This is a genomic window from uncultured Parvibaculum sp., from assembly GCF_963975745.1.
Classification (GTDB): Bacteria; Pseudomonadota; Alphaproteobacteria; order Parvibaculales; family Parvibaculaceae; genus Parvibaculum.
The window spans coordinates 156,659-183,450 of record NZ_CAXBIB010000002.1 but is presented as its reverse complement, the minus strand read 5'-3'; the positions used below and the strand labels follow the sequence as shown (position 1 = coordinate 183,450).

The 26,792-nt window shown below is 60.6% G+C and carries 20 protein-coding genes; 12 read left to right on the top strand and 8 right to left on the bottom strand.

Annotated features, from left to right (window positions below; genetic code table 11):
* Positions 1–125 precede the first annotated feature (125 nt).
* From AAC071_RS02455 to pssA, 3 genes are read left to right on the top strand one after another with little or no spacing between them, the layout of a single operon-like run.
* On the top strand, positions 126–2,033 hold the full coding sequence (locus AAC071_RS02455; RefSeq protein WP_339829612.1) for an ABC transporter ATP-binding protein/permease: 1,908 nt from the start codon (positions 126–128) through the stop codon (positions 2,031–2,033).
* 40 nt (positions 2,034–2,073) lie between these two features.
* Positions 2,074–2,781, top strand: a complete 708-nt coding sequence (locus AAC071_RS02450) for a phosphatidylserine decarboxylase (protein ID WP_339829847.1) — start codon at positions 2,074–2,076, stop codon at positions 2,779–2,781.
* 27 nt (positions 2,782–2,808) lie between these two features.
* Positions 2,809–3,678, top strand: coding sequence for a CDP-diacylglycerol--serine O-phosphatidyltransferase (gene pssA, locus AAC071_RS02445; RefSeq protein ID WP_339829609.1), 870 nt, complete (start codon positions 2,809–2,811; stop codon positions 3,676–3,678).
* Between the two features lie 223 nt (positions 3,679–3,901).
* On the opposite strand, the gene AAC071_RS02440 is transcribed toward pssA, so the two are convergent.
* Complete coding sequence (locus tag AAC071_RS02440; RefSeq protein WP_339829606.1) at positions 3,902–5,215, bottom strand: hypothetical protein; 1,314 nt, start codon at positions 5,213–5,215, stop codon at positions 3,902–3,904.
* Positions 5,216–5,493: 278 nt separating this feature from the next.
* On the opposite strand from AAC071_RS02440, the gene AAC071_RS02435 reads away from it, so the two are divergent.
* Both AAC071_RS02435 and AAC071_RS02430 read left to right on the top strand, forming a co-directional pair.
* Positions 5,494–7,794 (top strand): MMPL family transporter, encoded by a 2,301-nt coding sequence (locus AAC071_RS02435; RefSeq protein ID WP_339829603.1) that lies wholly within the window; start codon positions 5,494–5,496, stop codon positions 7,792–7,794.
* A 202-nt stretch (positions 7,795–7,996) separates the two neighbouring features.
* A complete protein-coding gene (locus tag AAC071_RS02430; RefSeq protein ID WP_339829601.1) occupies positions 7,997–9,406 on the top strand; it encodes a class I SAM-dependent methyltransferase in 1,410 nt (469 codons plus the stop codon).
* 18 nt (positions 9,407–9,424) lie between these two features.
* On the opposite strand, the gene AAC071_RS02425 is transcribed toward AAC071_RS02430, so the two are convergent.
* The 3 genes from AAC071_RS02425 to AAC071_RS02415 all read right to left on the bottom strand — a co-directional run bounded on the left by AAC071_RS02425 (position 9,425) and on the right by AAC071_RS02415 (position 13,253).
* Positions 9,425–10,951, bottom strand: coding sequence for a HAMP domain-containing sensor histidine kinase (locus AAC071_RS02425; RefSeq protein ID WP_339829598.1), 1,527 nt, complete (start codon positions 10,949–10,951; stop codon positions 9,425–9,427).
* Between the two features lie 157 nt (positions 10,952–11,108).
* Positions 11,109–11,918 carry an undecaprenyl-diphosphate phosphatase gene (locus AAC071_RS02420; RefSeq protein ID WP_339829595.1) on the bottom strand — a complete coding sequence of 270 codons (810 nt, stop codon included), beginning with the start codon at positions 11,916–11,918 and terminating at the stop codon, positions 11,109–11,111.
* A 93-nt stretch (positions 11,919–12,011) separates the two neighbouring features.
* Positions 12,012–13,253: a Glu/Leu/Phe/Val dehydrogenase dimerization domain-containing protein gene (locus AAC071_RS02415; protein WP_339829592.1), complete on the bottom strand. Its 1,242-nt coding sequence runs from the start codon at positions 13,251–13,253 to the stop codon at positions 12,012–12,014.
* Positions 13,254–13,646: 393 nt separating this feature from the next.
* Between AAC071_RS02415 and AAC071_RS02410 the strand changes: the two genes are divergently transcribed.
* The 5 genes from AAC071_RS02410 to AAC071_RS02390 are packed head-to-tail and all read left to right on the top strand — an operon-like array spanning position 13,647 to position 20,427.
* Entirely contained in the window at positions 13,647–14,453 is an 807-nt protein-coding gene (locus tag AAC071_RS02410) for an enoyl-CoA hydratase/isomerase family protein (RefSeq protein WP_339829589.1), read from the top strand.
* A 22-nt stretch (positions 14,454–14,475) separates the two neighbouring features.
* Complete coding sequence (locus tag AAC071_RS02405) at positions 14,476–16,362, top strand: amidohydrolase (RefSeq protein ID WP_339829586.1); 1,887 nt, start codon at positions 14,476–14,478, stop codon at positions 16,360–16,362.
* Positions 16,363–16,388: 26 nt separating this feature from the next.
* Positions 16,389–17,903: a thymidine phosphorylase family protein gene (locus tag AAC071_RS02400; protein WP_339829583.1), complete on the top strand. Its 1,515-nt coding sequence runs from the start codon at positions 16,389–16,391 to the stop codon at positions 17,901–17,903.
* Positions 17,900–18,805, top strand: coding sequence for a ribose-phosphate diphosphokinase (locus AAC071_RS02395; RefSeq protein WP_339829580.1), 906 nt, complete (start codon positions 17,900–17,902; stop codon positions 18,803–18,805). The genes AAC071_RS02400 and AAC071_RS02395 overlap by 4 nt, the downstream gene beginning before the upstream one ends.
* Positions 18,805–20,427, top strand: a complete 1,623-nt coding sequence (locus AAC071_RS02390; RefSeq protein ID WP_339829577.1) for an MBL fold metallo-hydrolase — start codon at positions 18,805–18,807, stop codon at positions 20,425–20,427. The genes AAC071_RS02395 and AAC071_RS02390 overlap by 1 nt, the downstream gene beginning before the upstream one ends.
* 53 nt (positions 20,428–20,480) lie before the next feature.
* Here the strand turns inward: AAC071_RS02390 and AAC071_RS02385 are convergent, their stop codons facing one another.
* Positions 20,481–21,818: a DUF6600 domain-containing protein gene (locus AAC071_RS02385; RefSeq protein ID WP_339829575.1), complete on the bottom strand. Its 1,338-nt coding sequence runs from the start codon at positions 21,816–21,818 to the stop codon at positions 20,481–20,483.
* A 336-nt stretch (positions 21,819–22,154) separates the two neighbouring features.
* On the opposite strand from AAC071_RS02385, the gene AAC071_RS02380 reads away from it, so the two are divergent.
* A complete protein-coding gene (locus AAC071_RS02380) occupies positions 22,155–22,754 on the top strand; it encodes a hypothetical protein (RefSeq protein ID WP_339829573.1) in 600 nt (199 codons plus the stop codon).
* Here AAC071_RS02380 and AAC071_RS02375 read toward each other — a convergent pair.
* Together AAC071_RS02375 and AAC071_RS02370 are read right to left on the bottom strand one after the other, a co-directional pair.
* Complete coding sequence (locus AAC071_RS02375; RefSeq protein WP_339829571.1) at positions 22,751–23,779, bottom strand: glutathione S-transferase N-terminal domain-containing protein; 1,029 nt, start codon at positions 23,777–23,779, stop codon at positions 22,751–22,753. The genes AAC071_RS02380 and AAC071_RS02375 overlap by 4 nt on opposite strands.
* 28 nt (positions 23,780–23,807) lie before the next feature.
* Positions 23,808–24,902 carry a DUF2855 family protein gene (locus AAC071_RS02370; protein WP_339829569.1) on the bottom strand — a complete coding sequence of 365 codons (1,095 nt, stop codon included), beginning with the start codon at positions 24,900–24,902 and terminating at the stop codon, positions 23,808–23,810.
* Positions 24,903–25,123: 221 nt separating this feature from the next.
* Between AAC071_RS02370 and AAC071_RS02365 the strand changes: the two genes are divergently transcribed.
* A complete protein-coding gene (locus AAC071_RS02365) occupies positions 25,124–25,540 on the top strand; it encodes a DUF1330 domain-containing protein (RefSeq protein WP_339829568.1) in 417 nt (138 codons plus the stop codon).
* An 11-nt stretch (positions 25,541–25,551) separates the two neighbouring features.
* On the opposite strand, the gene AAC071_RS02360 is transcribed toward AAC071_RS02365, so the two are convergent.
* Complete coding sequence (locus tag AAC071_RS02360) at positions 25,552–26,538, bottom strand: hypothetical protein (protein WP_339829567.1); 987 nt, start codon at positions 26,536–26,538, stop codon at positions 25,552–25,554.
* Between the last annotated feature and the right edge of the window lie 254 nt (positions 26,539–26,792).

Sequence of the window (26,792 nt, the reverse complement as noted above, 5' to 3'; positions counted from 1 at the left end):
TTGCGCTTCGCAAAAAGACGCTTATCTAGGGAAGAGAACGACGCCCCGCCGGAAGTAACCGGCGGGGCGTCGCCATTGCGCTATACCCTTGCCAGAGGCAGCCATACCGGAGACCCTCGGCCACGATGTCCAGACACTTCGCCCGCGCCGCCGAAAGCGGCCCCCCGCCGCTGGTCCCGCGCGGCCATTGGTGGACGCTCGCCTCGGTGCTGCCGCGCCTCTGGCCGGCCGGCCGGACCGATCTGCGCGCGCGCGTCGTGATGGCCATGATCGCGCTGATCGGCGCCAAGATCGTCACCGTCTATGTACCCTTTCTCTACAAGGAAGCGGTGGACCGGCTGTCGCCGGAAACGGCCGCGGCCGCCGCGGTCGTCGTCCCCGTTGCCCTGATCGTCGCTTACGGCGTCGGCCGTATCCTGATGGTGGCGCTGGCCCAGCTCCGCGATGCGGTTTTCGCCAAGGTCGGTCAGAACGCGGTGCGCGAACTCGCCGTCGAAACCTTCCGCCATCTGCATGCGCTTTCGCTGCGTTTTCACCTCGAACGCCGCACCGGCGGCTTGTCGCGGGTCATCGAGCGCGGCACGAAGGGCATCGATTTTCTGCTGCGCTTCTCGCTCTTCAACATCGTGCCGACGATCATCGAACTCATTCTCGTCTGCATCATCCTCGCCTATGCCTTCGACGTTCGCTATGCGGCCGTCACCGCCGTCACGGTGATTGTCTACATGATCTTCACCTTCGCGGTGACCGAATGGCGCACGCGCTTCCGCCGCCAGATGAACGACCTCGATACCGAGGCCAACACCAAGGCGGTCGACAGCCTGCTCAACTACGAGACGGTCAAGTATTTCGGCAATGAGGATCATGAGGCGCAGCGCTTCGATCGTTCGATGGCCGGATACGAACATGCGGCGGTCAAGACGACCACGTCGCTCTCGCTGCTCAACACCGGTCAGACGCTGATCTTCACCGCCGGCCTGGCAGCGCTGATGCTGATGGCCGCTCAGGGCATTGCGGACGGCATTCTCACCGTCGGCGCCTTCGTGATGGTCAATGCTTATCTGATCCAGCTCTATCAGCCGCTCAATCTTCTCGGCACCGTCTATCGCGAAATCCGTCAGGCGCTGATCGATATGGAGACCATGTTCGATCTGCTGCAGGTCCCGCCCGAGATCCGAGATGCCGCCCATGCGCAACCACTCGCGGTCGCCGGCGGCGAACTTGTCTTCGAGCATGTCGGCTTTTTCTACGACCCCGACCGCCGCATTCTCGACGACGTTTCGTTCCGCGTGCCGGCCGGGCGCACACTCGCCATCGTCGGCCCGTCGGGCGCCGGAAAATCGACCATCTCGCGCATTCTCTATCGCTTCTACGATATTGCGGAGGGCTGCGTTCGTATCGACGGACAGGATATCCGTGACGTAACCCAGGCCTCGTTGCGTGCGGCCATCGGCATGGTTCCTCAGGACACGGTGCTCTTCAACGATACGATCCGTTACAACATTCGCTACGGTCGGCCCGATGCCAGCGACGCTGAGGTCGAGGCGGCGGCGCGGTTGGCCCAGATTGCCGGTTTCATTGAGCGATTGCCGAAAGGCTACGAAACCCGGGTCGGGGAACGCGGCCTGAAGCTGTCCGGCGGCGAGAAGCAGCGCGTCGCCATCGCACGCACGATCCTCAAGAATCCGCCGATTTTGCTGCTGGATGAGGCAACCTCCGCGCTCGATACCCATACCGAGAAGGAAATACAGGCGGCGCTGAAGGGCATCTCGGAAAACCGGACCACGCTGATCATTGCCCATCGCCTTTCGACCGTGATCGACGCCGACGAAATCCTGGTGCTGGAGCAGGGCAGGGTGATGGAGCGCGGCCGGCATGACGACCTGCTGGCGAAAGGCGGAATCTATGCCGACATGTGGAACCGCCAGCGCGAGGCCGATGCCGCTCGGCAGAAGCTGGAGACGATGCCGGCCAGCGACGCGTTGCCCGAAAAAGAAGCGGACCTGATTGCGGCCGATTCCGGTTACGCTTAACCCCGGTGCTCCGGCAGGTTACACTGACACTCACTGTAACATCGCCCAACAAGACAGAAAGACCGACATGGACAGCCTGACTTCGATCCTGACTCCGATCCACAAGGAAGGGCACCGCTGGGTTCTCATTTTTGCCGCGGTGACGATCGTCCTCTTCCTGATCTGGAATCCGCTCGGCTGGATTGGCGTCGTCCTGACGCTCTGGTGTCTCTATTTTTTCCGCGATCCCGATCGGATAACGCCGTCGCGCGAGGGCCTGGTCATCAGCCCGGCCGACGGTGTGGTCAACATGATCGCGGAGGCGTCGCCGCCCGAGGAGCTGGGTCTGGGCGACATGACGCGCACCCGCGTCAGCATTTTCATGAATGTCTTCAATTGCCACGTCAATCGCGCCCCGGTCGCCGGCAAGGTCAAGCGCGTCGCCTATCGCCCGGGCCTCTTCCTCAATGCCGATCTCGACAAGGCCAGCGACGCCAATGAACGCAATTCGATCCTGATCGAACGCGCCGATGGCGAGCAGATCGTAGTGGTCCAGATTGCCGGTCTTGTGGCACGACGCATCGTCTGCGACGTCGCCGAAGGAGTTGATCTCGCGGCAGGCGAGCGCTTCGGCATCATTCGCTTCGGCAGCCGTCTGGATGTCTATCTGCCCGTCGGTGCGATCCCGCTCGTCGCTGTCGGTCAGACCTCGATCGGCGGCGAAACGGTTCTTGCCGATTCCATTTCCGTGGAGCCGCACCACGTCTGAATTGCGGATGAAAGCGAGTAGATGAACATGGCCGATCCGATTCCGCCCTTCGAGCCTCGGTCCGGTCCGGGTTTCCGGGCCGGTGAAAGCTTGCGCATCCGTCGGGCACGTCAGTTTGCACAGCTGCCCGTTCGCACCATCATTCCCAATGCGCTGACGGTGCTGGCGCTTTGTGCGGGGCTGACGGCGATCCGCTTTGCCATTGAAGGCCGTTTCGAGATTGCGGTTGCCGCCATCATAGTCGCGTCGGTCTTCGATGCGCTGGATGGGCGCGTCGCGCGCCTGCTGCAGGGTTCGACGCGGTTTGGCGCAGAACTGGATTCATTGACCGACTTCGTCAATTTCGGCGTTGCGCCTGTCGTCGTTCTCTACCTGTGGTCGCTGGTCGAAATCGGCGGTATCGGGTGGATTGCGGTATTGGGCTTTGCTGTCTGTTGTGCGTTGCGGCTGGCACGCTTCAACGTCGCATTGGAGGATCCGGACAAGCCGGCATGGACAGGCAACTACTTTGTCGGCGTGCCGGCGCCGGCGGCAGCGGGGCTGGTGATGTTGCCGCTCTATCTCACATTCATTGGCGTCGACTGGCTCAAGGAAGTGCCGATCCTGATCGCGATGCACGCCCTTGCTGTCGCCTTCCTGATGGTAAGCCGCATCCCGACTTTCTCGGGCAAGCGCATGGGCTTGCGTATCCGCCGCGACATGGTGCTGCCGATCCTGCTGCTGATCGGCTTCGGCGCGGCCGTGATCCTGAGTTATCCGTGGTGGACCTTCACGACACTGGCTGCGGTGTATTTGCTGTCCATTCCGCTTGCCGTGATGCGGTATCGTCACCACAAGGCCCGCACCGCCGAACTCGATCCCGATGCGGTCGAAGCGGACGATCTGAAGCTCGACTAGAAAATCTTTCCAGTGTCAGCGTGACGATCGTGGATCTCCGTCGGCTGCTTCGCTGGCGGCGTGATCGGCATGCGTAGCGCCCGGCCTGCGCAGAATGTTGCGCCGGAGTGTGCCTGACGCATCGAAAATGGGTTCGATGCGCGTGGATTCCGGAGCCGTGGACGTGTCTCTGCTTGGTGTCGTCATTGTTGTTTGCGCTTCGGCGCCTCCGTTTGTCCGGACGTCAGTGCGGCTCATCGATCAGCTCCGCGTCCGCTTCCTGATTGTCGTTCGGCGGCGCCATTGCCGCCGCGCCGGCCGGTTGGCGGATTGCATGAACGCGAAGGAGGCGAACCATACCGGTTTCGAGCGCCCGACTCCGCGCCAGCCATGCATTGCCTTCGCGCATCAACATGGCGGCCGTTTCGGGCGGAAGTTTGGCGTTTTGCAGGCAATCGTGAAAATGCCGCCATCCGGCATGGACGAGAGGCAGATATTCGGCCGTCAGGTCATCCATCCTGTCGATCTTGTAATGTTCGGCCTCGAGCGCTTCCCGGTACTGGTATTCGGTCCAGGGAAAGAGCGGCGCCGCTTCGGCATTCTGCCAGACGACCATCATGTCGTCGTCGGGTTGGTCCTGGGCGAGGACAAAATCCGTCAGCAACAGGGAGCCGCCCTCACGCAGGGCGTGACCGATGAAATCGAACATCGCATGCCGGTCCTCGACTGCGAACAATGCCTCGCGGATGAAAACGGCAGCATATTGTCCCTTGGGGTCGAAGTCCTCTGCCGCAAATCCGTCGGGCCGCGCCATGATGGATGCCGCCGCTTCGACACCGGCACGCTCGGACAGTTCGTGTCCGGCCTCTGCCAGTTGGGCATCGGTCTCGAGACCCTTGATGTTGATGCTGAAGGTCTTGGCGATGGCGCGCATCGCGCCGCCGAGACCCGGTGCCAGATCGAGATAGAGCCCGTTCCTTTCGAGCGTCAGCGGCCGGACAAGCTTGATGGCAAACTCGCTGCCGCCGGGCAGGCTGAACCCGTCACCCCAGAGCTTCTGTATGATGTCGACGCGGCCAAGCGGCGGCTCGGGGGCGGCTGCCGCGGGCGCGGTGGGCGGAGCAGCCGCAGGCGCCGGCTTTGGGGCGACCTGTAGCTTCGGCGCAGGTGGCGGCTTGACCTTCTTCTTCTTCTTTCGTCGGGCGATACCTTTTTCCCGCGCAACGTCGTCGGTTTCCATGCCCTCCCACCAGGCGATCAGCCGAAGCAGGAACTCCATGACGAAGCTCGACTCTTTCGGTCGCGCAGCCGCACTGCTGGCCTTGCCGTCTTCCTTGGATTCAGGCGTAGCTGGCTGACCAGGCCGCTTTTCCGGGTGCTCGACCAGAAACTTTTCCAGCGCCTGCCGATGGGTGGCGCTGAGCTTGCGCATCCGCCGGAACCGGGCGATCGCATCGGCAGACATCGACTCGAGGCCCGATGTGAAGACGCCGACCGGCATTGCCTGCAGCTCATCGCTGCCGACTGTTGCCAGATTGACGAGCGTCGTGTCGCCCATGGTCGGTCCGCCGATTTTCCCGAAGCCGCCCCGCACCGCTGCGCAGGCCGGTTTCCGTTAGGTTCAGATGTCCGATACCGCCTGTCGGCTCCATCTCGTGGCCCGCGCGGCGCAGGGCATCGCCTCAGGCGCCATAATATTGCCCGGTGCGTTAAGTCCCGGTTTCCGAGCAAATGATGCATCCGTTAACCTTTCGTGAACTCGCGCTTTTCTTTGTGTCGGAAATCGCTCAAGTTAACCGCGCGCTGACGGGGAATCGGGTGGGGTGGCGCCGTTTTATGAACACAATGATCAATCTGATACTGCGGCTGCCGCGCGCGACCATCGCGTTGTGCGTGGGCCTGTTTCTTGTTGCGGCAACCGGGATTTTCCAGTTCCCGATTTCGTCCGACACGCGGGTCTTCTTCTCGCCCGAGGGAGAGGGGCTCAGGGCTCTGCAGGCCTTTGATGCCAAATACGGCCAGAACAACAATGTGCTGCTGGTTGTCTGGGCCGAAGGGCGCAAGGTGACCGAGCCCGATGTGCTGGCCGCTATCGGCGACCTGACCGAACGCGCCTGGAAGCTGCCGCATTCGACGCGGGTCGACACGCTGACCAATTTTCCGCATGTTTCGGCCGATGCCGACAGCTTTACCGTTGCCGATCTGGTGCCTGACCCGGCCAACGTGACCTCCGACGAGGCCCGCGAAATCGAACGGATTGCCTTGGCCGATCCGATGATCCGGAACCGCCTGCTGGGCGAGCATGCGCGCGCTGCAGGTGTTCTTGTCAATTTCAATCTGCCGGCCGAGGCCTCGATCGAGGTACGCGAGATCATGGCTGCCAGTCGGGCGCTTGCGTCCGACTTCGAGACGGATCATCCCGGTATCGTGGTCAAGGTCACCGGCAATGTGATCCTGATGGGCACCTTCTCCGAGGCCGCGTTGAGCGATGCGATGGTGCTGATTCCGATCAGTCTCGCCGTCACGGCGTTGGTGATGTTCGTCTTTGTTCGCGCCATGCTGCCCAGCCTTGCGATTCTTTCGCTACTCGGTTTGTCGAGTGCAGCCGCAATGGGCGTTGCAGGCTGGTATGGCTGGGAAATCAATACTGCCACGATCGCGTGCCCGATCATCATCATGACGGTGAACATGGCGGCAGCGGTTCGTATCGTCACGACAGTACTCAGTGCGCTCGGGCGTGGCCTGCAGAAGCACGAGGCGATCGCCGAAGCGATCCGGACAAATCTGTGGCCGATCACGCTGACCAGCTCGACCACGATGATCGGCTTTCTTGCGATGAACCTTGCCGACGCCCCACCGCTGCGGCAGGAAGGCAATATCGTGGCGCTCGGTATCCTGATTGCCTTTTTCTTCACCTTTACATGGCTCCCGGCCGTTCTCTCGCTGATGCCGCTGCGCCCGGCCGTGCAGCGCTCCGAAGCGATCATGATATCGCTCGGAAAATTCGTGAACCGCTACTACAGGCAGCTCTTCTTTCTCAGCGGCACGATCGTCGTCGCCTGCGCTTTCTGGGTTGGAGACATTCGGCTTGATGACGATTTCGCGCGGTATTTCGACCGGCGTTTCGATTATCGCGTCGCGTCCGATCTGGCAGAGGAAACGCTGACAGGCCTCAACATTCTGGAATTCGACGTCGGCGCCGGTGAGGAGGGGGGCGTTTTCGATCCGGATTATCAGCGCCACCTCGCCGCCTTTGAGACGTGGTTGCGCGCCCAGGAAGGTGTGGTCAGCGTATTGGCCATTCCCGACATAACGCGCCGCGTTCACGAAGCCATGAATGCAGGTGGTCCCGTGGCCGAATCCGACGGCATACCGAATGATCGCGACCTCATCGCGCAGTACTTCCTGCTTTACGAATTGTCGTTGCCCTATGGCGCGTCGCTCAACGACCAGATCAACGTCGGCCGATCGTCGAGCCGCGTAACTGCCATTCTGCGTCACACCACATCGAGCGAGATCCGTGCGCTCAATGCGGCGGCGACACAATGGCTGGCCGCCAACGCACCGCCGCAGATGCAGGGTTCGGGAACCGGTATCAATCTTCTGTTCGCGGAGCTCTCCGGCATCAACATCCGCTCGATGATATTGAGCACCATCGTTTCCGTGCTGCTGATTGCAGTTGTGGTTGGTCTCGCGTTGCGCAGTGCCATGCTCGGTTTCCTGAGCATTTTTCTCAACATGCTGCCTTCGCTTGTGGGCTTCGGACTTTGGGGTTTGCTCTATCAGGAGATCGGGCTGGCGGCGTCGGTTGTGACTGCAATGACGATCGGCCTTGTGGTCGATGACACGATCTACTTCCTGCTGATGTACCGGCAGGCAAGGGCACGCGGCCTTGATCCCGAACAGTCGATCAATCATGTCTTTGCGACCGTCGGCGTTGCCATGTTGGTCATCACGGCCTCCCTGGCGCTCGGCTTCGGAACCCTGGTTCTTTCGGGATTCGAATCAAATCGCTCTCTAGGCGCCATGACCGCGCTGGTCATCATGTCCAACCTCTTCATCGACTGGCTGATGCTGCCGCCCCTGATGCGGATCATTGAAAATGCCCGGATGAGGGCGGCGCGACGCGCTGCCTAGTGGCTCGCGGCGGCCCGGCATACTAGATTCACGATTTTCCCTAGACTCGTCGTTATGGAACGCTTTAAAGCCGAGCATTAACCGTTTGTTAATGTTTGTAATTTGCTAACGCATGTGATTCCTTATGAGCCGGTGTGTGTGAGTAACGGGTGGGTGGGCAATGCGAACGTATGAGCAACTGACGGGAGCGCACGGGCGCAAGATGTTTTATCGCGCGGAGCGCTTCAAACCGGAGCAGCTCTTTCGCGATGCAATCCCGGCCGTATTCATCGACGACGAGCGCGCCACGTTGAAGGATCTCAGCATGACCGGCATCGCGGTGCAGAGCGCCAAGGCCGACGGCTGGGACAATCTGATCGGCGCTGAAATGCCGTTCGAACTGCGGCTGGGCGAGGCGCGGCTTTTCGGTGGCGCCGGGCGAGTTCGCCGAATTGAGCCCCATGGCATGAGAACCACGGTAGCGCTCGAATTCACGACTGGCTATCTCGATATCCCGACGATTGTGACCGATCACGACAGTCTGGTGCTGACACAGGCGCTGGCTGACCCGGCCTTTGGTAGCTCGCAGGGAATCCTCCCGGAGTTCCAGCAACTCAGCACCGAAATTCTCAATCTGTTCCGCTCCTACAAGGACATTCTGGAAACGTTCGAGGCGCGCCTCACTGCGACCGGACGTGAGCGCGAGAGACTGCTGCTCGACGCCCTGATTGCCTGTGAAGACCGGATCGTTCCGCAATGGAAGGAGCTCTGGTACCGGGGCAACGACATTCTGGCGCCGGTCTGGAGCGATCCGGCAATGCTGGCGCGGCATAAACGATACGCCGAACGCGTGCTGACTCCCGACTTCATGCCGGGCGCGGTCATGAAACGCTGCTACGAGAAGCCGCTGGGCTATCCCGGGGACTTCCGCATCATGAATTACGTCTATGAGTGGCAGCGCGTCGGCGATACACCCTACGAAAAGCTGCTGCATCGCATCGGCATCGAAACCGGCGCCTGTGTCGGCACGCGATTGCGCATGACACAGAAGCTGATCGCGGAACGCATCGCGGCCTCCGCCGGCGACACACCCCTGAACATTGCCAATCTGGGCTGCGGATCGGCCTACGAAGTTTACGATTATCTGAAGATCGATCATCTGCCATCGCCGGTCAATTTCACGCTGATCGATCAGGATGATCGCGCCTTGAACCACGCCTATGAGCACGCATATCCGGAAGTGGTCCGTCATGCGGGCCGGGCAAAGGTCCAGTGCCTGCAGGCATCGTTTGCACAGCTTTTGAAAGCTGGGGCATTGTTCAAGTCGCTGCCGCCCCAGGATGTAATCTACAGCCTTGGCCTCTATGATTATCTTTCGGCACGTCGCGCACGTGCGTTGACACATGATCTCTATGCGCAGGTCAAGCCGGGTGGGCAGTTGATACTGGCCAATGTCAAGAAAGGTCGCGAGGCCTGCGAATGGCCGCTCGAGTTCGTGACGGATTGGAGTCTGGTCTATCGTACCGAAAGCGATATGCTGGCCCTGATCGACGGGCTGGATATCGCAAACGTCACGGTTGAAGTCGACTCCACGAAGTGCATCTATCTGATGGTAGTCGACAAGCCGGCATAAGCCGCCGGAATAGATCGGCTAGTATGTTCGCCAGGCAGCGGCATCGGCCTCGGGAGCAACGAAACGGCTCTTGGGGAACGTGGCCTTCACAATCGTGCCCTCGCCAACGCGGCTATCAAGGTCGACCGTTCCGCCATGCAGGTTCATGATCTTGCGGACCAGCGGCAGACCGAGACCCGTGCCCTGTTGTGTGCGCGACATGGCATCCTCGACCTGCACGAAGGGCTCGAATATCCGCGTGAGGTCTGATGCCTTGATGCCGATACCTGTATCCTCGACGCTGAATACCATGTCGCCATGGTTGTCGAGGCCGAGTTCGACGCGAACCTGCCCGCCTTCGGGCGTGAACTTGAGTGCATTTGAGGTCAGGTTGATGGCTACTTGATTGAAAAGCCGCGGATCGACGATTATCCAGGGAAGATCGTCCCTTACGCGGAAGGTGAGATCGACGCCGAGTTCGGAGGCACGCTGCCGGAACATGCGCATCGTCTGGTTGAGTGACTCGACCGGATCAAGCGGTTCCTCTTCGAGTTGTAGCTTGCCGGCCTCCGCTTTCGAAATGTCGAGAATGTCATTGATGATGCTCAGAAGATGCGCGCCGCTGGAGCGGATGTCACCGGCATAGTCCACATATTTCGATTGGCCGACGGGTCCGAACATCTGGCTTGAGATGATTTCCGAGAAGCCGATAATCGCATTGAGCGGCGTCCGCAGTTCGTGGCTCATGATTGCCAGAAAGTCGTTCTTGGACCGATTGGCCGCTTCGGAGCGGCTGAGAAGGCGTTCCGAACGTCGTTTTTCGAAGCGCAGTTGTTCATTGTAGATGAACGCCTTGCGGAGCTGGTATTCCTGAATGTAGTTGACGAAGATGCTGACGCCGACGCCAAAGATCAGAAAGGCGTTGTTGTTGATCAGAATATGCGTCGGGATCGGGTTGACGAAGAAAACCACATATTCATAGCAGACGAGTGTGACCAGCGACATCAGGCTGCAATAGTAGTAGCGAAGGCGCCACAGGCAGTTGACATAGCTGAGGACGATCAGCACGCCGGCATAGTAGAGATAGTTGCCGGGCGCATCGGCGATCGAGATCATGGCCACGACGGCCAGACCCGGAATGCACATCGCCAAGGACAGAAGACCCTGGTGTCGATGTGAAAAGCCGGGCAGGTAGGAAATGGCGACGATGGCGAACAGAAGGGGCGCGGCCACGCCGAGCCGGATCGCAGCGGCCTCGTTGACGATTTCCGGAATGATGTAGGGGTCGAACAGCGCATAGAGCGAGAAGATCACGGCACCCATCGCGATCGAGAATCGCGTCAGTCCGATCTGTTCCGAGAAATTGCGTGTCGCATATTGTTCTTCGACGCCGGCATCCCGAAAATGAAGTGTAATCGGGTCGATCTGGTAGTTGGTTTTCGGTTCCTGCTGATCGGCAGGCGTATCCGGGGCGGACTCAGGCGTACCCATCCATGCCGTGCGCTCGGCGCAGCCATCCGGTCCGGCCGTGAAGTTGCTCTGGGCCTGAGTGTGAACTACCGCCATGTGAAATCGGACGTTCCTGAGAATCCCCGCGTACAGTTGGCACGCTACGGCCAAACGTATAACGCTCGGTTAAATGCGGGTTACGTGCCGACTTTCAGTCATGCATTCAGGAAAATCGGGCGACGCATTAACGGATATTAATGTCTGGCCGAATGCGTCAGCTTCCCATCAGAAAGTAGACAAGCAGGAAGCTGCCGAAAGCGATCCGGTACCATCCGAAAATGGAGAATCCGTGATGACTGACAAAGCCCACGAACCATTTCACGGTCACCAGCGCCGCCAGAAAGGCGGCGACCACACCAACGGCAAGTACCGGCAGATGGGCGCCATTGAGCAGAGCCCGATTGCCCCAGAGGTCGAAAACCGTGGCGCCGACGATGACCGGAACAGCGAGGAAAAAGGAAAACTCGGCCGCTGTCTTCCGTTCCACGCCGACCAATAGAGAACCGATGATGGTTGCGCCCGCGCGTGATACGCCCGGAATGAGTGCAAGACACTGGAAAACGCCGATTTTGAGGGCCGTCAGGGGTGTGAAAGCCTCAATGGAGTCGACCGTCTGGTCGATATTCAGCCGCTCGATCGTGATGATGGCGATGCCCCCCACGATAAAGGCCACACTGACGACATAGGGCGAAAACAGCACGCTCACAATGAAGTCGTAGAAGATTGCACCTAGTGCGATCATTGGGAGGGTGGCTACGATGATCGTCGCCAGAAAGTTGCGTGCGGCCTTGTCGCCGCCGGCAAGGCCTCTGGCAACCGATATCATGCGCTCCCGATAAAGAGTGCAGATCGCCATGATTGCGCCGACCTGGACCATGGTCTCGAAGACCTCACCCGGAACGCTGTCGAATCCGAGAAGCTCTCCGGCCACGACCAGATGCCCTGTCGACGATACCGGCAGGAATTCGGTAATGCCCTCGACAATGCCAAGCAGCAAGGCTTGCAGGAAGCTGTTTTCAGGCATCTGGACCGGAATCCTGCTCGGGGCGGGGGGGCGACTTGGTCAGAGCGTAACATGCCAAGCGTTACACGAAGCTTATGACCGTAATGTGAGGGGTCAGAATCCGGTCACGTCCAGCGCTTCCTTGACGCGTTTCACGGCAATGTCGAAGGCCGCAGCGCGCAGGTCGAGCCCGGTCTCGGCGGCATGTGTAAGCACGTCGCGGGTGGCCTGACCCAGAATGCGCTCGAGCTCGGCGTCGACCTGCGCACGCGGCCAGACCAGGCGCTGAAGATTCTGTACCCACTCGAAATAACTGACGATCACACCGCCGGCATTTGCCAGAATATCGGGAATGATGGTCACGCCGCGGTCCCGAAGGGCCAGATCGGCCTCGGTGGTGACCGGTGCATTGGCCCCCTCGACGAGGGTGTGGCAAGCGACGCGATCGACATTCCCGGCGTGAATTGCATCGCCGAGCGCCGCCGGCACCAGATAATCACACGGTATTTCGAATAGTGTATCGGGCTCAATCGCTTCGTGACCCTCCGCATCCTTCAGCGATCCCCGCGTGCGCTTCTGTGCAGAGAGAGCATCGAGGTCTATTCCCTTGTCGCGGCGAACGGCGCTGCGCGAATCGGAAACAGCGATAACCCTGACGCCAAGAGCCGCCAGTGCCTGTGCGGCGTGGAATCCGACATTGCCAAATCCCTGGATGACCGCGGTCGTATCTTTCAGCTCGATCTCGTGGCGTCGGGCATGCTCGGCGACGACAATGCCGATGCCCTGGCCCGTAGCGCTTTCGCGCCCGGGCGATCCGCCTAGAACCAGCGGCTTGCCGGTGACAGCGGCAGGCGAGTGGCCGTAAATGGCCGAGTATTCGCTGTGAATCCAGCCCATCGTCTGGGAATTGGTGCCGACATCCGGCGCCATGATATCGGCATTCGGACCGATCTCCCGATGAATGCGCTTGACGAACTTGCGCGTGAGAACCTCGAGCTCGCGCAGGCTCATCTCGTGCGGGTTGCACGAAATCCCGCCCTTGCCGCCGCCAAGAGGAATGTCGGCCAATGCCGTCTTCATAGTCATCAGTGCCGCGAGTTCGCGTACTTCGTGAATGTCGACGCCCGGGTGGTAACGCAACCCACCCTTGCAGGGGCCGCGGACATTCTGGTGTTGCACGCGATAGCCGGTAAAAATCGCAAGCTCGCCATTGTCGCGCACGATGGGAATCTCGACCTTGATCTCCAGTGCCGCCAGCGAAAGAAGGGATTCGATCGTCGGACCGTAGCCCAATCGTCGGCAGGCCGCCGAAACGGAACTCTCGTAGGATGTTCTGGTTGCTTCGCGGTCAGTCATCAAATCTCCGGGTAAAAGCGGCACCGATATCAAGTATCGCGTCAAACAGGATTCGAGAGCAAACGGTCCGCAGATTCAACTGTGACACGCTGCTGCACCGCGAGCCGGGAGATTAACGGTCGGTTCAGGGTCCATTCAGGCGCCAGGCGCAAGTCTGGCGGTGCTGATTGAAATGGATTTTCATCCTTGAAGCCAGGTCGTCAGCGCCTGATCTGAGGGGAGGTTCGGTCCGTATGGACCGGATCGGAGCGGGCGGCGCGGGGTAAGGCGCCGTCCGCTTTCTTTTTGCCTTGCAGGGCGGGAAAACCCTTTGCAGCAGCCAATCTCCGCGCCATCATTGCGCTCAACAACCGGAGCGGTCGGTCAGAAGCCGCCGAAGACAGTGGGGGCGGCATGGCGCGGGACGAGACAGTCGGCGAATTCATCACGATCAGGCGCACCGGCCGTGTGGCAATCGTCCGTTTTGACCGCGGCGACCGTGTCAATGCCCTGTCTGCCCGGCTGTTGCGCGATCTGGCGGCGACAGCGCGTCTGCTGCGGGACGACGTAACGACAAGCGCCATCGTTCTGGCCGGCGGAAGCGCCTTTACCGGCGGCGCCGATCTCGCCGATCCCGAAATGGCGAAACGCGCCTCCGCATCGCTGCTGGAACGGCGCGAAATGCTGCGCGCCGGCCCGGACATGTGTGATGCCTGGGAGGCCCTCGACCAGGTCACGATTGCCGCGATCGAAGGTTTCTGTATCGGCGGCGGTGTTGCGCTGGCGGTTGCCTGCGACTTTCGAATTGCGGCCCGTGGCGCGCATTTCCGCCTTCCCGAAATCCCGCTGGGCATGAACATGAGCTGGCACACCCAGCCCCGCATGGTGAACCTGATCGGGCCGTCGCGCGCCAAGCAACTCACGATCTTTGGCGAGCGCGTCGATGCGGAACAGGCTGGACGATGGGGGCTTGTTGATGAGGTTTGCGACGACAGCCGGGCGCTTGAAACCGCTCTGCGCTGGGCAGAAAAGGTAGCGGCGTTGCCGCCCGTATCGGTGCGCATGGCCAAGCGCGGCATTACTCAGGCCGCGACGGCCTTGAACGCTGCTGTGACCTTCATGGATGCCGATCAGTTTGCGCTGGCGGCGACCGGCGAGGATCATCGCGAAGCGGTCTCCGCCTTTCTTGAAAAACGCCCGCCGAACTTTACCGGGCGCTGACGCGCAACATTTCGAGGACCTGATGTCATTCGACGATCCAGACAGCCATCGCGGCAACTGTCCCTGCTGCACGCCTTATGTGTGGGATGCCTATCAGCCAAAGCGTGAATATCTGAGCCGCCGGGGGTTCTTTGGTGCCGGTGCGGCATTGACAGCCGGAATGCTGACCGCGCTCGGCCTGGCACGGGCCGGGGCGGGAGACAAGCTTGCGGGTGCCGCCGCGGCGCTGGCTTTTGCGGCACCTGCCATTGGTGTCGGCCCAAACCGCCGGGCGCGTGCGGCTTTGTCCGGTACCACTGTCTATCGTGGCGGTAAGATCCGCACGATGAATGCTGCCATGCCGGTGGTCGACGCCGTTGCGGTCAAGGGCGGGACAATTCTCGCGGTTGGCCGCGAAGCGGATGTGATCGCCCGCGCAGGTCCCGGCGCCCGAATTGTCGATCTTGGTGGCAAGACGATGTTGCCCGGTTTCATCGATTGTCACGGTCATCTGTCGCTGACGGCGCTTTTGATGGGTTTTCAGAATCTGGCACCCATGCCCGCCGGTCCTGTCGGCAGTATCGCCGATATCAAGAATGAGCTTCTGACGTTCCGCGAGAAGACGGGCGGTGGACGCGGCGGTTGGATCCTCGGCGCGAACTACGACGATTCGTTGCTGGCCGAGAAGCGTGCGGTCACTCGGGCCGATCTCGACGAGGTGTCGACCGAACAGCCGGTGCTCGCCTATCACGCATCGCTGCATGTGGTCGTGGTGAATTCGTACGCGCTCAATCTTCTGGGCATCAACGCGGATACGCCCGATCCGGCCGGCGGCGTCATACGGCGCTGGCCAGGCACAAGCGAACCCAACGGCATTCTGGAAGAGGGCGCGATTTCGCTTGCCTTGCCCCGGCTGCCCGAGGTCTCGAAGGAACAGTTGCTCGACCTGCTCGACAAGGTTCAGGATCAATATGCAGCTTGGGGCATCACCACCGCACAGGACGGCGCGACACGGCGCCCCGACTACGATCTGTTGACGCTGGCAGCCGAGCGCGACCGCCTGAAGATCGACGTCGTCGCTTATCCCTTTTTCACGCATATCGACGATCTGGCGCGTGGCGATGTCGAGATGCAAAAGGACTACAACGGTTTCAAGATCGGTGGCATCAAGCTGATGCTGGATGGCTCGCCCCAGGCCAAGACGGCATGGCTGACTGAACCTTACGAAGTGGTTCCGCCCGGCTTCGCGTCGAACTACAGCGGTTACCGCATTGTCGATGATCTGACCGCTGCCAACTATGTCGACGATGCCTTTGCGCGGGGCTGGCAGGTCTATGCCCATTGCAATGGCGACGCCGCGGCCGATCAGTTCATCGCCGCCGTCGAGAAGGCGACGAAGAAGCACGGCCTGGGCGATCGGCGTCCCACCGTCATCCATGCCCAGACATTGCGGGAGGATCAGCTCGACCGTATGGTCGGCCTGGGTATCATGCCATCCTATTTCGTGACCCATACATTCTATTGGGGCGATTGGCATCGCGACTCTGTGCTGGGCTCCGTCCGTGCGGCACGCATCAGTCCGGTTCGGTCGACCATTGAGCGGGGCATGCGCTACACACTCCATAATGACTCGCCCGTGGCCCCCTCCGATTGCCGCATGCTGCTCTGGTCTGCGACCAACAGGCGCACACGTAGCGATCGCGTGTTGGGTGAAGAGCAACGAATAAGCACTTATGATGCCTTGCGCGGCATCACCATCGATGCGGCCTATCAGCATTTCGAAGACGATATCAAAGGGTCGATCGAGGAAGGCAAGCTCGCCGACTTCGTCATCACGGCCGAGGATCCTGAGGCGATAGATTCATCCCGATTGCGTGACCTCTCGATTGTCGAGACGATCAAGCGGGGCGAGACGATCTACGCCGCCTGATCGGCGGAAGCGGGAAAACGCCAATCATGCAGTTGAAGATCCGTCGTATACCGCTCGACACTTTGCGCGAGAATGTTGCGGTTCTGGCGTCGAACTGTGCGGCGCTCCGGCCCGAGGCCTTCCAGGCCTTCAAGCGGCTCGAGGTCGTGCATGACGGCCGATCCATCATTGCGAGCCTCGACGTTTGCCACGATCTCTCGGTTGTCGGTCCGGAAGAAATAGGGCTGGCCGAACCGGCCTTCCGGCGCATGGGGCTTCCCGAGGGCACATCGGTCACGATCACGCCGGCGCGACGGCCGCAAAGCCTCGAATATGTGCGCACCAAGATCGTCGGCGAAACGCTGAACGCCCATCAGATAGATGCCATCATTCGCGACATCGTCGGCTACCGCTATTCCGACATGGAAATCGCGGCCTTCCTCGTGGCTTGCGCCGGTTTTCTGACGACGGGCGAATTGCTCGACCTGACCCGCGCCATGGCGGCGGCCGGCAACACCCTTGCATGGTCGTCACCGATGATTGTCGACAAGCATTGCATCGGTGGCATTCCCGGAAACCGGACTTCGATGATTGTGGTGCCGATCGTCGCGGCGCATGGGATGACGATTCCGAAAACCTCGTCGCGTGCCATCACCTCGCCCGCAGGCACGGCCGATACGATGGAAGTCCTTGCGCGTGTCGACCTGACGATCGAAGAGATGCGCGCCGTGGTCGGGGAGTGCAACGGCTGTCTCGTCTGGGGTGGCCACGTCAATCTTTCGCCGGCCGACGACATTCTGATCGGTGTGGAGCGCCCGCTCAATCTCGATACGCGTGAGCAGATGGTGGCATCCATCATGTCCAAGAAGATGTCTGCGGGATCGACGCATCTCGTGATCGACATTCCGGTCGGTCCGACAGCCAAGGTACGCGATGCGCACGAGGCCATGCGGCTGCGCAAGCTCTTCGAATATGTCGCCGATCAGGTAGGCTTGCATGTCGATGTCATGGTGACGGACGGGGCCCAACCCGTCGGCCGCGGGATCGGGCCTGTGCTCGAGGCACGAGACGTGATGGCAGTGCTGAACAACGAAGCGAATGCGCCCGCCGACCTTCGCGAGAAGTCACTGCGTCTGGCAGGCCGTATCATCGAGGGCGATCCGGCGATGCGGGGCGGCGGCGGCTACGCCCGTGCGCGCGAACTGCTCGACAGTGGTGAGGCTGCAAGACGCATGCATCGCATCATCGATACCCAGGGGCATGCGCCGCCGGGCCCGCCGCTCGGGCCCTTGGTAACGGACGTTCTGTCGCCGGCAGACGGCACCGTTGCATCGATTGACTGTTTTCGCATCGCGCAGCTGGCGCGCCTCGCCGGTGCCCCGCTGGACCGTGGTGCCGGGCTCGATCTGCTGAAACGGGTCGGTGATCCGGTCGAGGCCGGTGAGCCGCTCTACCGGGTCTATTCGGCCGGGCAATCCCATTTCGATTTCGCAATCGAAGCGGCGCAGGAGACGAACGGCTATGCGCTGGGTGGTCTCGGCGTCAGCGGAGGCGGAAGGTGACGGCCGTCGCGGTGCAATCCTTTGCCCATGGATGCCGCCATGCGCAGGCGCTTGCCGATGCGCTGGATGTGCCGTTCGGCGAGATCGCGGTTCATACATTTCCCGATGGCGAGTCGCGTGTGACGGTCATGCCGCCGGCGCCGGTCACAATTCTCTATTGTCCGCTTGACCGGCCGAATGGAAAGCTTGTCGAACTGGCATTGGCCGTCGAGGCGCTCCGGCGCGGTGGCGCTGCGCGTCTTGTTCTGGTCGCGCCCTATCTCTGTTACATGCGCCAGGACAAGGTCTTTCACGTGGGCGAGGCGATCAGCCAGAAGGCCATCGGTGGCTGGCTCGGAAGCATGTTCGATCGCATCGTGACGATCGACGCGCATCTTCACAGGGTTGCCGATATTCGCGACGTTTTTCCCGGTGTAGAGGCGCAGAACCTCACAGCGGCGGGAGTCATCGCCGGATTCGTCCGTGAGCAGGGCCTCACGCAATCGACGCTTGTTGCCGGCCCGGACGCGGAGTCGATTCAATGGGTATCGCGTATCGCCGCCATCCTCGATGCCGAGGCGATTGCAGGCGAAAAGGAACGTCTGGGCGACCGCGAGGTGCGAATTGCCTTTCCAGCGGCAAGAATTGCCGGGCGCGCGGTCCTCGTCGCCGACGATATCGTCTCCAGCGGCGGCACAGTGACTGTAGCGGTCGAAAGCCTGAAGCGGGCAGGCGCCGCTGACATCGTCGTCGCCGTCACGCATGCACTCTTCGACGCGGAAGTCGAAGCGCACATTCGCGCCGCGGGAGCAAGAGCGATATGGTCGGCAGAGTCGGTGCCACACCCGACCAATGCGATTCCGCTGGCCGGACTCCTGGCGCATGCGCTTCGCGACGAAACAACGGAAGAGAAGTGGAAGTAATGTCGATCACGCTCAGCGTTCATGGCGCGGCCCACACCGTCACCGGCTCCTGCTATCTGCTACAGTCAGGGAAAACGCGCTTTCTGGTTGATTGTGGCATGTTCCAGGGCGCAAAAACGCTGAAGGCGCTCAACTATGCGGACTTCCCGTTTTCGCCGGCCGAGATCGATTTCGTCCTCCTCACTCATGCGCATATCGATCACTCCGGCCTCATCCCGAAGCTTGTGAAGCAGGGTTTCGAGGGGCCGATCTATGCTACGCATGGAACGATCGATCTTCTCTCCTGCATGTTGCCCGATGCCGGCCATATCCAGGAGTTCGAAGTCGAAAATCTCAACCGCCGGAATGCACAGCGCGGTCGGCCGCAGGTAACGCCGATCTACACGGTCGCCGATGCGAACGATGCCCTGCGTGCCTTCAGCCCGGTCGCCTATGACACGTGGGTGGAACCGGCCGACGGCATTCGGGCCCGTTTCTGGAACGCCGGCCACATTCTCGGATCGTCTTCGATTGAAATCGAGATCGAGACCGGATTGAAGCAGCCACGCAAGCTGAGGCTGCTTTTTTCGGGCGATATTGGGCCGGATGTGAAGAGCTTTCACCCGGCGCCGGAATCGCCGGAGAATCTCGACTATCTGATTTGTGAGGCCACCTACGGTTCGCGCGAACGCGAGCCCATGACTCTTGAGGCGCGTCGCGATCTTCTGGCCACAGAGGTCAACGCGGCGTTGAACAGGAACGGTGTGCTGATATTTCCGACTTTTGCTGTCGAACGCACCCAGGAGCTGCTTGCTGACCTGCTGGCACTGGTTGCAACAAAGCGCGTGCGCGATGTGCCGATCTTTCTGGATTCGCCGCTTGCCATCCGCGCCACCGAGGTATTTCTCGATCATGCCGACGATCTCGAGAGCGGCGAGGAGTTCCGCCGGGCGATGCGCTCCCACCAGGTGCGCACCACCGAGACAGTCGCCGAGAGCATGATGATAGAAAGGGTCGATGGCAGTCATATCATTGTCGCCGCCAGCGGCATGTGCGATGCAGGCCGCATCCGTCATCATCTGAAAAATCGGCTATGGCGCGACAATACAACCGTTATCATGGTTGGCTATCAGGCAGAGGGCACCCTGGGACGAATTCTGCTGTCGGGTGCCAAGGCCGTTCGCATTCAGGGAGAGGAAATCAAGGTGCGTGCCCAGATCCGGTCACTTGATGTCTATTCCGGCCATGCTGACGGGCCTGGGCTTGCGCGGTGGGTTGCGGAACGCGGACCCGTCTTGCGCGGCACCATTCTGGTGCATGGCGAGGAAGAGGGATTGACGGGACTTCACGAGCGCCTGGCCGATCTGGGGCTCGACGGCGAGCGCATATTTGCACCCGATCTCGACGAAGTGTTCGACCTCCTTGCCGAAGCGCCCGAGGCGCGGCGTCGGCCTGCGCCTCGACGTTTGCAGCCCGAGGTTGTCGGCCGCCAGGACTGGCATAATGACTTGTCGAAACTTTGGCTCGACATCAGCGAGCAACTCGAAAAAGCTGCTGATGATCGCGCGCGCAACGTCGTTCTCCGTCGCATTAGGCGTGCACTTGAAGAAGGCCAGGACGAGCGCCCGCAGGATCACAAATAGGGCGGGCCGTTTGGTAGCATGGTCCGGCCCGGAAGAGCCGGACCATGCCCCGGTCAGCGCCAGCTTCGGCCGACATCGCGACCCCCGTTATAGTCGGCCTCGCGGCGCTCGACGCGCTGTTCACGGCGCTGCGGTTGTTGGCGTTGCACCGCCGGCGCGCGCTGTGCCTGGACCTGACGTTGCGGAGCCTGAGCCTGCGATGGTATCTGGCGTTCCGCCCGTATCTGGCGTTGTGGCGGTGGCGTTTGCCGCTGTCGTTGCTGGATCTGGAGCTGGCGCTGTTGCCCGTGCGTTTGCTGCGACCGCTGCTGTTCTACCGTCTGTCTCTGACGCTGCTGTTGCAGCACCAGCTGCGACGGCCGCTGCTGTGGGTGCGTTCTTGGCACACGCGGCTGCTCCTGCACATACCGTTGACGCTGTTGCTGCAGCGCTTGCGATGGTGGGCGCTGTCGCTCCTGAATCTGACGTTGCTGTTCCAGCACCTGCCGCGATCGCGATTGTTGCGTTTGCTGCAGCCGGCGTTGTTGCTCCAGTAGCTGCCGCTGACGGTCCGGCTGACGGGCCTCCGGCCGGAATTCGCGCGTCCCGCTCGGTCGTTCGTTCCACCGTGGGTCATGCTGTCGATCGCTTCGGCCCTCGATACGACGTTCCGGCACGCGGCCGATGGGGCCGTCACGTCTGGTGTCGCGCCATTCGTTCCGGCCGGATGAGCCGCTCCGATGGTCGTTTCGTTGCCAATGCTCGGGGCGGGCGTTGACACGATCGACCTTGTAGCGGCTGCCGCGCTCGACAAAGCCGCGATCGAAGCCGCGATGGGCAATGCGGTTGTGTGCGTTACGCGGTGGGGCCCAGTGCCGGGTATTGTGATAGATCGTTTGGTATTGCTTGACGACGATGACGTGACGGTGAATGACCGGCGCACCGAAATGATGGCGGTGGACATAGTTCCACCCGCCGTAATTCCAGCCCGGATTGTAGGACCACCAGTTGACGCCATAGCCGATCGGCGCCCAGCCGATATAGCTGTCGCTGTAGCGCCACGTCACCCATGCGGGTGCCCATGTTCTGCCGGGCACCCAGATCCATCCGAAGGCGGCATCCCAGACCCAGTTGCCGTAATGGAACGGCGCCCAGCCCCAGGCAAAGGCCGATGCCCAGGTCCAGCCATAGCTGTCGTCCCAGACCCAGCGGCCCTGTGTGTAGGGCCGCCAGCCATGCGCGACGCCATGCGGATACCAGACGGCGCCATAACTGCCATGGTGGGTCCATGTTCCATAGGGCGCGAGCGAGTCGTGAAAATAGGCCGCATCCGAATGGGCTGGCGGATAGTACCCGGCATCGGCAGGCGGCGACATCCACAGCGTCAGCCCTGTCAGCAGGGCAAGCGCCATCAGGAGTCGCTGCGGCGTCCGCCGGGCGGGGAGCGAAAAGGGGATATACATGGGGCCGGGGCCTTATCGACGGAGATCACCCTTTTCGAAGGTGGCAAGACAGAGCCTCGATGGCTTCTGTTTCTTGGCCGCCCGGCAGACCCACCATATCGCAGGCAGTACGAGCCGGATGATCGTTGACGTACCCCGTGCCGGACAATTAACCGTATAACTGATCGTTTGTCACCGCTTTTCGACACAAAACCTGTCTCAGCTTGTGGCTTTTATCGTCGCCCTTTGGAATGATAAGGGGCTCAAATCGTTCCCGGATTACGCACGATTCCCCCGAAGGCCCGTATGTCCCCTGCCAAGGCAAAACCCAAATCCAAGGATGGCCGGCGTCTTCGCAGCGAGGCCAGCCGGCTTCGTATCGTGGAGGCAATGCGTGACCTGATTCGCGAGGGCCACGTTGCGCCGCGCGCCGAAGATGTCGCCGCGCGTGCGGACGTGGGGTTGCGCAGCGTCTTCCGCCATTTCGACGATATGGAGACGCTTTATCGCGAGATTGCAGCACTGATGCGGATCGAACTGGCGCCGATGGTCGCGGAGCAGCTTCCGCCGGCTGACGCACCCGATCTGCTGGAACAGCTTGTCGCGCGCCGTGCGCGACTTTTCGAGAAGATCATGCCCTTGCGCATTTCGGCCGATGTGCATGCGCACACCTCGCCATTTCTGCGTGACGATCGGCGCTGGATGAATGACGCCTTCCGTACAATTCTGCGTACTGCGCTTCCCGCCGCGCTGACCACGGATCGCACGCTGCTTGATGCGTTCGACGCGGCGATGAGCTTCGAATTCTGGCGGCGCCTGCGCGACGATCAGGGGCTGACGGTCGCGCAGGCCAGGCGCACCATGGAACGAACGGTCGCCGCACTTGCGGCATCGGCATCCCGCTAGCGGAACAGGGCCTCGACGCCGGTTCCTGCCAGAACGTCATCCACGCGCTTGCGGTCGGACGGCGTGAGACCTTCGCGCTTCTCGCGCAGCCATTGCAGGCATTTTCCCTGATAGGGGAAGGGCTGCTGTGTCCAGCGCTTGCCGTCGATTTCGGTTTCGACAGTATCGGCGCCGGCGGCAAGCGCCTTTGCATTGGCAATAAGGGCGGGCGCATAGACGCGTCCGACTTCGCCGAGAAGCCCGCGGATTGTCTCGGGAATGGCGTCGCGCTGCATCCAGCCATTCTCCAACGGCTCGAGACCTGACAGGTCTTCCATGATGTCGACCCAGGCGAAAACGCGAGGTGCGCGCGCAAGCGTTTCGGTCATCGGTGTCGGATCGAAATGCGTAAGCTGTGTCAACTGACCGAATACACCGAAATCGCTACCGCCGGGCCGGCCGCCCATGAGAAAGGGCTGTGCTTCGAGATGCGCCGTCATCGCATCGAGGAAGCGTTGATAGCTGGCCTCGATCACGGGAGCGGTCGTCTCATTGGAGCCGACAACATAAAGCCGCGAAATCTGTCGTTGCGAGAACATCTCGCTCATTTTCTTGTGCGCATCCTTCGATGCTGTGATGTCGCGCCATAGCGGCAGGATCGTTGCCGCCCGCTCGATGTCGGCCTTGTAGTGCCAGCGATAGTGGAACATGGCCTTGGTCAGCCATTCGTCGGCGTAGTCTTCAAGGAGATAGTCGATGAACTCGATGACGGGATCGGCAGGGACGACATTGCGGCCATCGAAAGCCTCTTCGAAACGGCGGATCAACGGCGTCGAATCGACCGCCGCGACATAGGATCCGCCATTTTCCTTCAGGTAGAATGTCGGCAGCAACGCAACCTTCGGAGCAGGCAGGTTGGCAGGGACATTGTGTCCGCTCAACAGGAACCGATAGGGAATATGACGGTAGCGCAATACCGCGAGCATCTTGCGCGTATAGGGTGAGCCCGGTGCGCCGCTCAGCAATAATGGTGTTTCCAGCGTCATTTTCGGTACCTGTCCTTGTGGTGCTCTTTCAGAGCGAGAGAATGTTGCCAGCCGCTGGATTGATGCGTCCGGCCAGCATTTCGGCATAGACCCTCGAGATGGCATCCGGGCCCTTGCCGTGTTCGATCGATACCCATGTCGCCGCCTTGGCAGCGAAGGCGCGCCAGCTCTCGCCGAGCTTCGCGTCGAAGCCGTCCTTGCCCCATTCTTCCATGCGCTTGCGCGCCTGGTCCGGGGCGAAGAACAGATGCGGCTTGGCACCGGGCAGGCCCGAAGGCGGCCGCGGCGCATCCCAATGTGACAGCCCGACCTGAGTACTCTCGACCAGCTTGTCGCCGAAATGGCGATGCACGGCCGCCAGCACGTCGCCATCACCGGCGAAGTCGACCACCAGCGTCGGCTGTCCGGCATCGAGCGTGGCGATCTTGTCATAGGAAAGGACGGTATCGTAGCAACCGAGACTTTTGACGAATTCGACATTGCCCGGTGACGTCAGGCCGACCACCGTCGGCCCCTGTGGCCGTCGCTGCGAAAGCCCGAACGCGAGTCCGAACCCGGTTTTCGACGAGGCGCTCAGCAACACGGCTTGCGTTGCGCCGAAGAATTCATTGTCGGCCAGCCAGTCGTCGATCAGGAACGAGGTCGTGTAGAGCGGATTGAGGATCGGGCGCAAATCATCCAGCGCCGGAGGCGATGCCTTGTCGGATTTCAGCCGCGTATAGGTATTGTAGACGGGGTGCAATTCGCGCCGCTGTTTGTAGAGGTCGAGAAAGGAACCCGGCGTCACCTTTTCCGGCTGCATGACAAGATGGGAAGACATCGGGAAATAACCGTAAAGTCTTTCACCCTCCGCAATCTCGCTCGATCGCGACCGCACGACGGTCGCATAGCCCCAGACCGGAATCCGGCCCCAGCCGGCCTCTGCCGGGAAAAACGACCAGTAGTTCAACATGTCGCCGGCCACCGCATAGGTGATGTTGTTGGCCGTAAAGGCGAATTTCTCGATCTCGGCCAATATCTGGCCCTTGTCGAGCGCGATATCGTCCGGCGCCGGTCCGCTTACCCATTTTGTTCTGGAGAGGTCGGCGCGGTTGACGATGAAATCCTGCGTGGTCCCGGTCATTTTCTGTCCTTTTCGGCATCGCGCGTGGCAGAGCTCCGCATGATGTCACTGGCGCCCTGCCGCATCCAGCCTGCTGCGCGCGCACATGATTGCGCAAATTTGTCCATGTCGGCTCGAACGGACGCATGGACAGGCCATATATTGACATGCTAATTGCCAATATATGGCGGGCGGGCGTGATGGTCAATCCGCCGCAACAGCGGACAGATGGAAATCGGTGAATGAAGGTACTGAACGGATTGTGGCCGCCCGCATCACAGGTGGAGAAGTTCTTCGCGAAAGCCGGCACGGCGGATGACGGACCGGTCGCCCTGCTCAATCTGCTGAAGTTTCGTCCCAACGCCATCTACCCCGACGGCCGCGACGCACATCTGACCGGCGAAGAGGCCTATATGCGTTATGGTCTCGAAGTGGCGAAGCTGATCGCGGCACTGGGCGGCAAGTTCGTCTGGTTCGGACGGATCGACGGCATACTGGTCGGCGAGGTCGAGGAAATGTGGGACAGAATGGTGCTGATCGAATATCCGTCCCTCGCAGCCTTTCGCGGCATGACCGAGTCGCACGCGTACAAGGCTATCGAGATGCATCGTGAGGCGGGACTCGCCGGCCAGCTCGACATCGGTGCGCGCCGCGGCTGAACGGGAACGAATCAGTTCGCCTTTCTTCGCTGGATTCTCTTCCAGAAAATTGGCAACAAGGCACTTAATCTCCCGGCATTTAGTGCAGCATAAATTCTATTGCGGCTCTTGTAATAGTTCCAAAAATCAATTTGTTCGGCATCCTTGAACGCTGAGTTCGAAAACGGTCGATCCTCGATCAAATCATGCCGCCTCATATCAGTATGTAATGCTTCGGGATCCGTTGTGTAGCTTGGACCGTTGGCCCGAATCAGACCATGTCTGTTCGCTTCTCCAACGAGAGATTCTGGATTCCCCAAAACCGCAAACGAACCGCGAGGGCGTAGCGTTGGCGCAAACACTCTCTCTCCAATTTTTCTTCGGGGGATCATGAAAACACGAGCATTCGTTCTGGCTAATAATTCAGCGCTGTAAATGCTGCTACCTTCCGCGAAGACAATGCGGTCCGCGTTCTCAATCATAGAAACTTGTGTGTGAATGTCGTGAAGTTCCGGCTTCACGTACTGAAAACCAGATTCCTCTAGGAGTTGACCGAAATATCTTTCGCCGAGCATCCCCCCTCTGTGGAGGATATGCGTTCGTCCAAAATATATGTCCTTTGGCGTGTTATGGATTTTAACGATTGGAAGGCCTTCTAGATAGTGCAGATACCAAGGGTGTGGCGCGGTTCCAAGTCGGCTACCGGGTTCGAAAAACTCCAAGTTTTCCACAACAGTCGGTTCACGGACGATATAAACGTCATCTCGTTCTACCCCGAACAGCGAAACAATATCGAAGAACCAGTTCGGAACTGTATCAGTAGGGCGTGGAAAAAATGCAAAGACAACACCTTTGTGTCGCTCTCTATCAAACGCCCATAGGCGGATGATGCTGTCGACTATAACGTGCCCAAAATGGACTTTAAGCGGACCGCCGTACAGATAGCTGCCCTTGAGCCGTGAGGGCAGAACCGGAGGCAGGTCATTCGGGAATCTGTCGTGTACCTTTCCATGTCGCATGATGCGCCCATGTTCTGGAATTGCGTCGTGATCCGGGCCCCCGATCCATGCACGAAAATAGGGTAGGATCAGAACGTCGTGGCGAATGTCTGGCGTGGAAGGCCTTCGCCATTTCGGCGCTCCGATGGGATATGGCTGCATTCGCATCCTCGCAAGAAAGAATAATTTGAGTCCTACCCGCCACTCCGCTGGAAATAGAGTCCTTCAAGCTATCTGAGCCGGATCTGCCCGAGGACGCAATGCGATGGAGCGGT

Coding starts and splice junctions, on each gene's coding strand:
- AAC071_RS02435 (WP_339829603.1), top strand. CDS start 5,494: ATGAACACAATGATCAATCTGATACTGCGGCTGCCGCGCGCGACCATC.
- AAC071_RS02390 (WP_339829577.1), top strand. CDS start 18,805: ATGTCGATCACGCTCAGCGTTCATGGCGCGGCCCACACCGTCACCGGC.
- AAC071_RS02440 (WP_339829606.1), bottom strand. CDS start 5,215: ATGGGCGACACGACGCTCGTCAATCTGGCAACAGTCGGCAGCGATGAG.
- AAC071_RS02430 (WP_339829601.1), top strand. CDS start 7,997: ATGTTTTATCGCGCGGAGCGCTTCAAACCGGAGCAGCTCTTTCGCGAT.
- AAC071_RS02400 (WP_339829583.1), top strand. CDS start 16,389: ATGCAGTTGAAGATCCGTCGTATACCGCTCGACACTTTGCGCGAGAAT.
- AAC071_RS02385 (WP_339829575.1), bottom strand. CDS start 21,818: ATGGCGCTTGCCCTGCTGACAGGGCTGACGCTGTGGATGTCGCCGCCT.
- AAC071_RS02365 (WP_339829568.1), top strand. CDS start 25,124: ATGAAGGTACTGAACGGATTGTGGCCGCCCGCATCACAGGTGGAGAAG.
- AAC071_RS02380 (WP_339829573.1), top strand. CDS start 22,155: ATGTCCCCTGCCAAGGCAAAACCCAAATCCAAGGATGGCCGGCGTCTT.
- AAC071_RS02455 (WP_339829612.1), top strand. CDS start 126: ATGTCCAGACACTTCGCCCGCGCCGCCGAAAGCGGCCCCCCGCCGCTG.
- pssA (WP_339829609.1), top strand. CDS start 2,809: ATGGCCGATCCGATTCCGCCCTTCGAGCCTCGGTCCGGTCCGGGTTTC.
- AAC071_RS02410 (WP_339829589.1), top strand. CDS start 13,647: ATGGCGCGGGACGAGACAGTCGGCGAATTCATCACGATCAGGCGCACC.
- AAC071_RS02420 (WP_339829595.1), bottom strand. CDS start 11,918: ATGCCTGAAAACAGCTTCCTGCAAGCCTTGCTGCTTGGCATTGTCGAG.
- AAC071_RS02360 (WP_339829567.1), bottom strand. CDS start 26,538: ATGCGACATGGAAAGGTACACGACAGATTCCCGAATGACCTGCCTCCG.
- AAC071_RS02415 (WP_339829592.1), bottom strand. CDS start 13,253: ATGACTGACCGCGAAGCAACCAGAACATCCTACGAGAGTTCCGTTTCG.
- AAC071_RS02425 (WP_339829598.1), bottom strand. CDS start 10,951: ATGGCGGTAGTTCACACTCAGGCCCAGAGCAACTTCACGGCCGGACCG.
- AAC071_RS02370 (WP_339829569.1), bottom strand. CDS start 24,902: ATGACCGGGACCACGCAGGATTTCATCGTCAACCGCGCCGACCTCTCC.
- AAC071_RS02375 (WP_339829571.1), bottom strand. CDS start 23,779: ATGACGCTGGAAACACCATTATTGCTGAGCGGCGCACCGGGCTCACCC.
- AAC071_RS02405 (WP_339829586.1), top strand. CDS start 14,476: ATGTCATTCGACGATCCAGACAGCCATCGCGGCAACTGTCCCTGCTGC.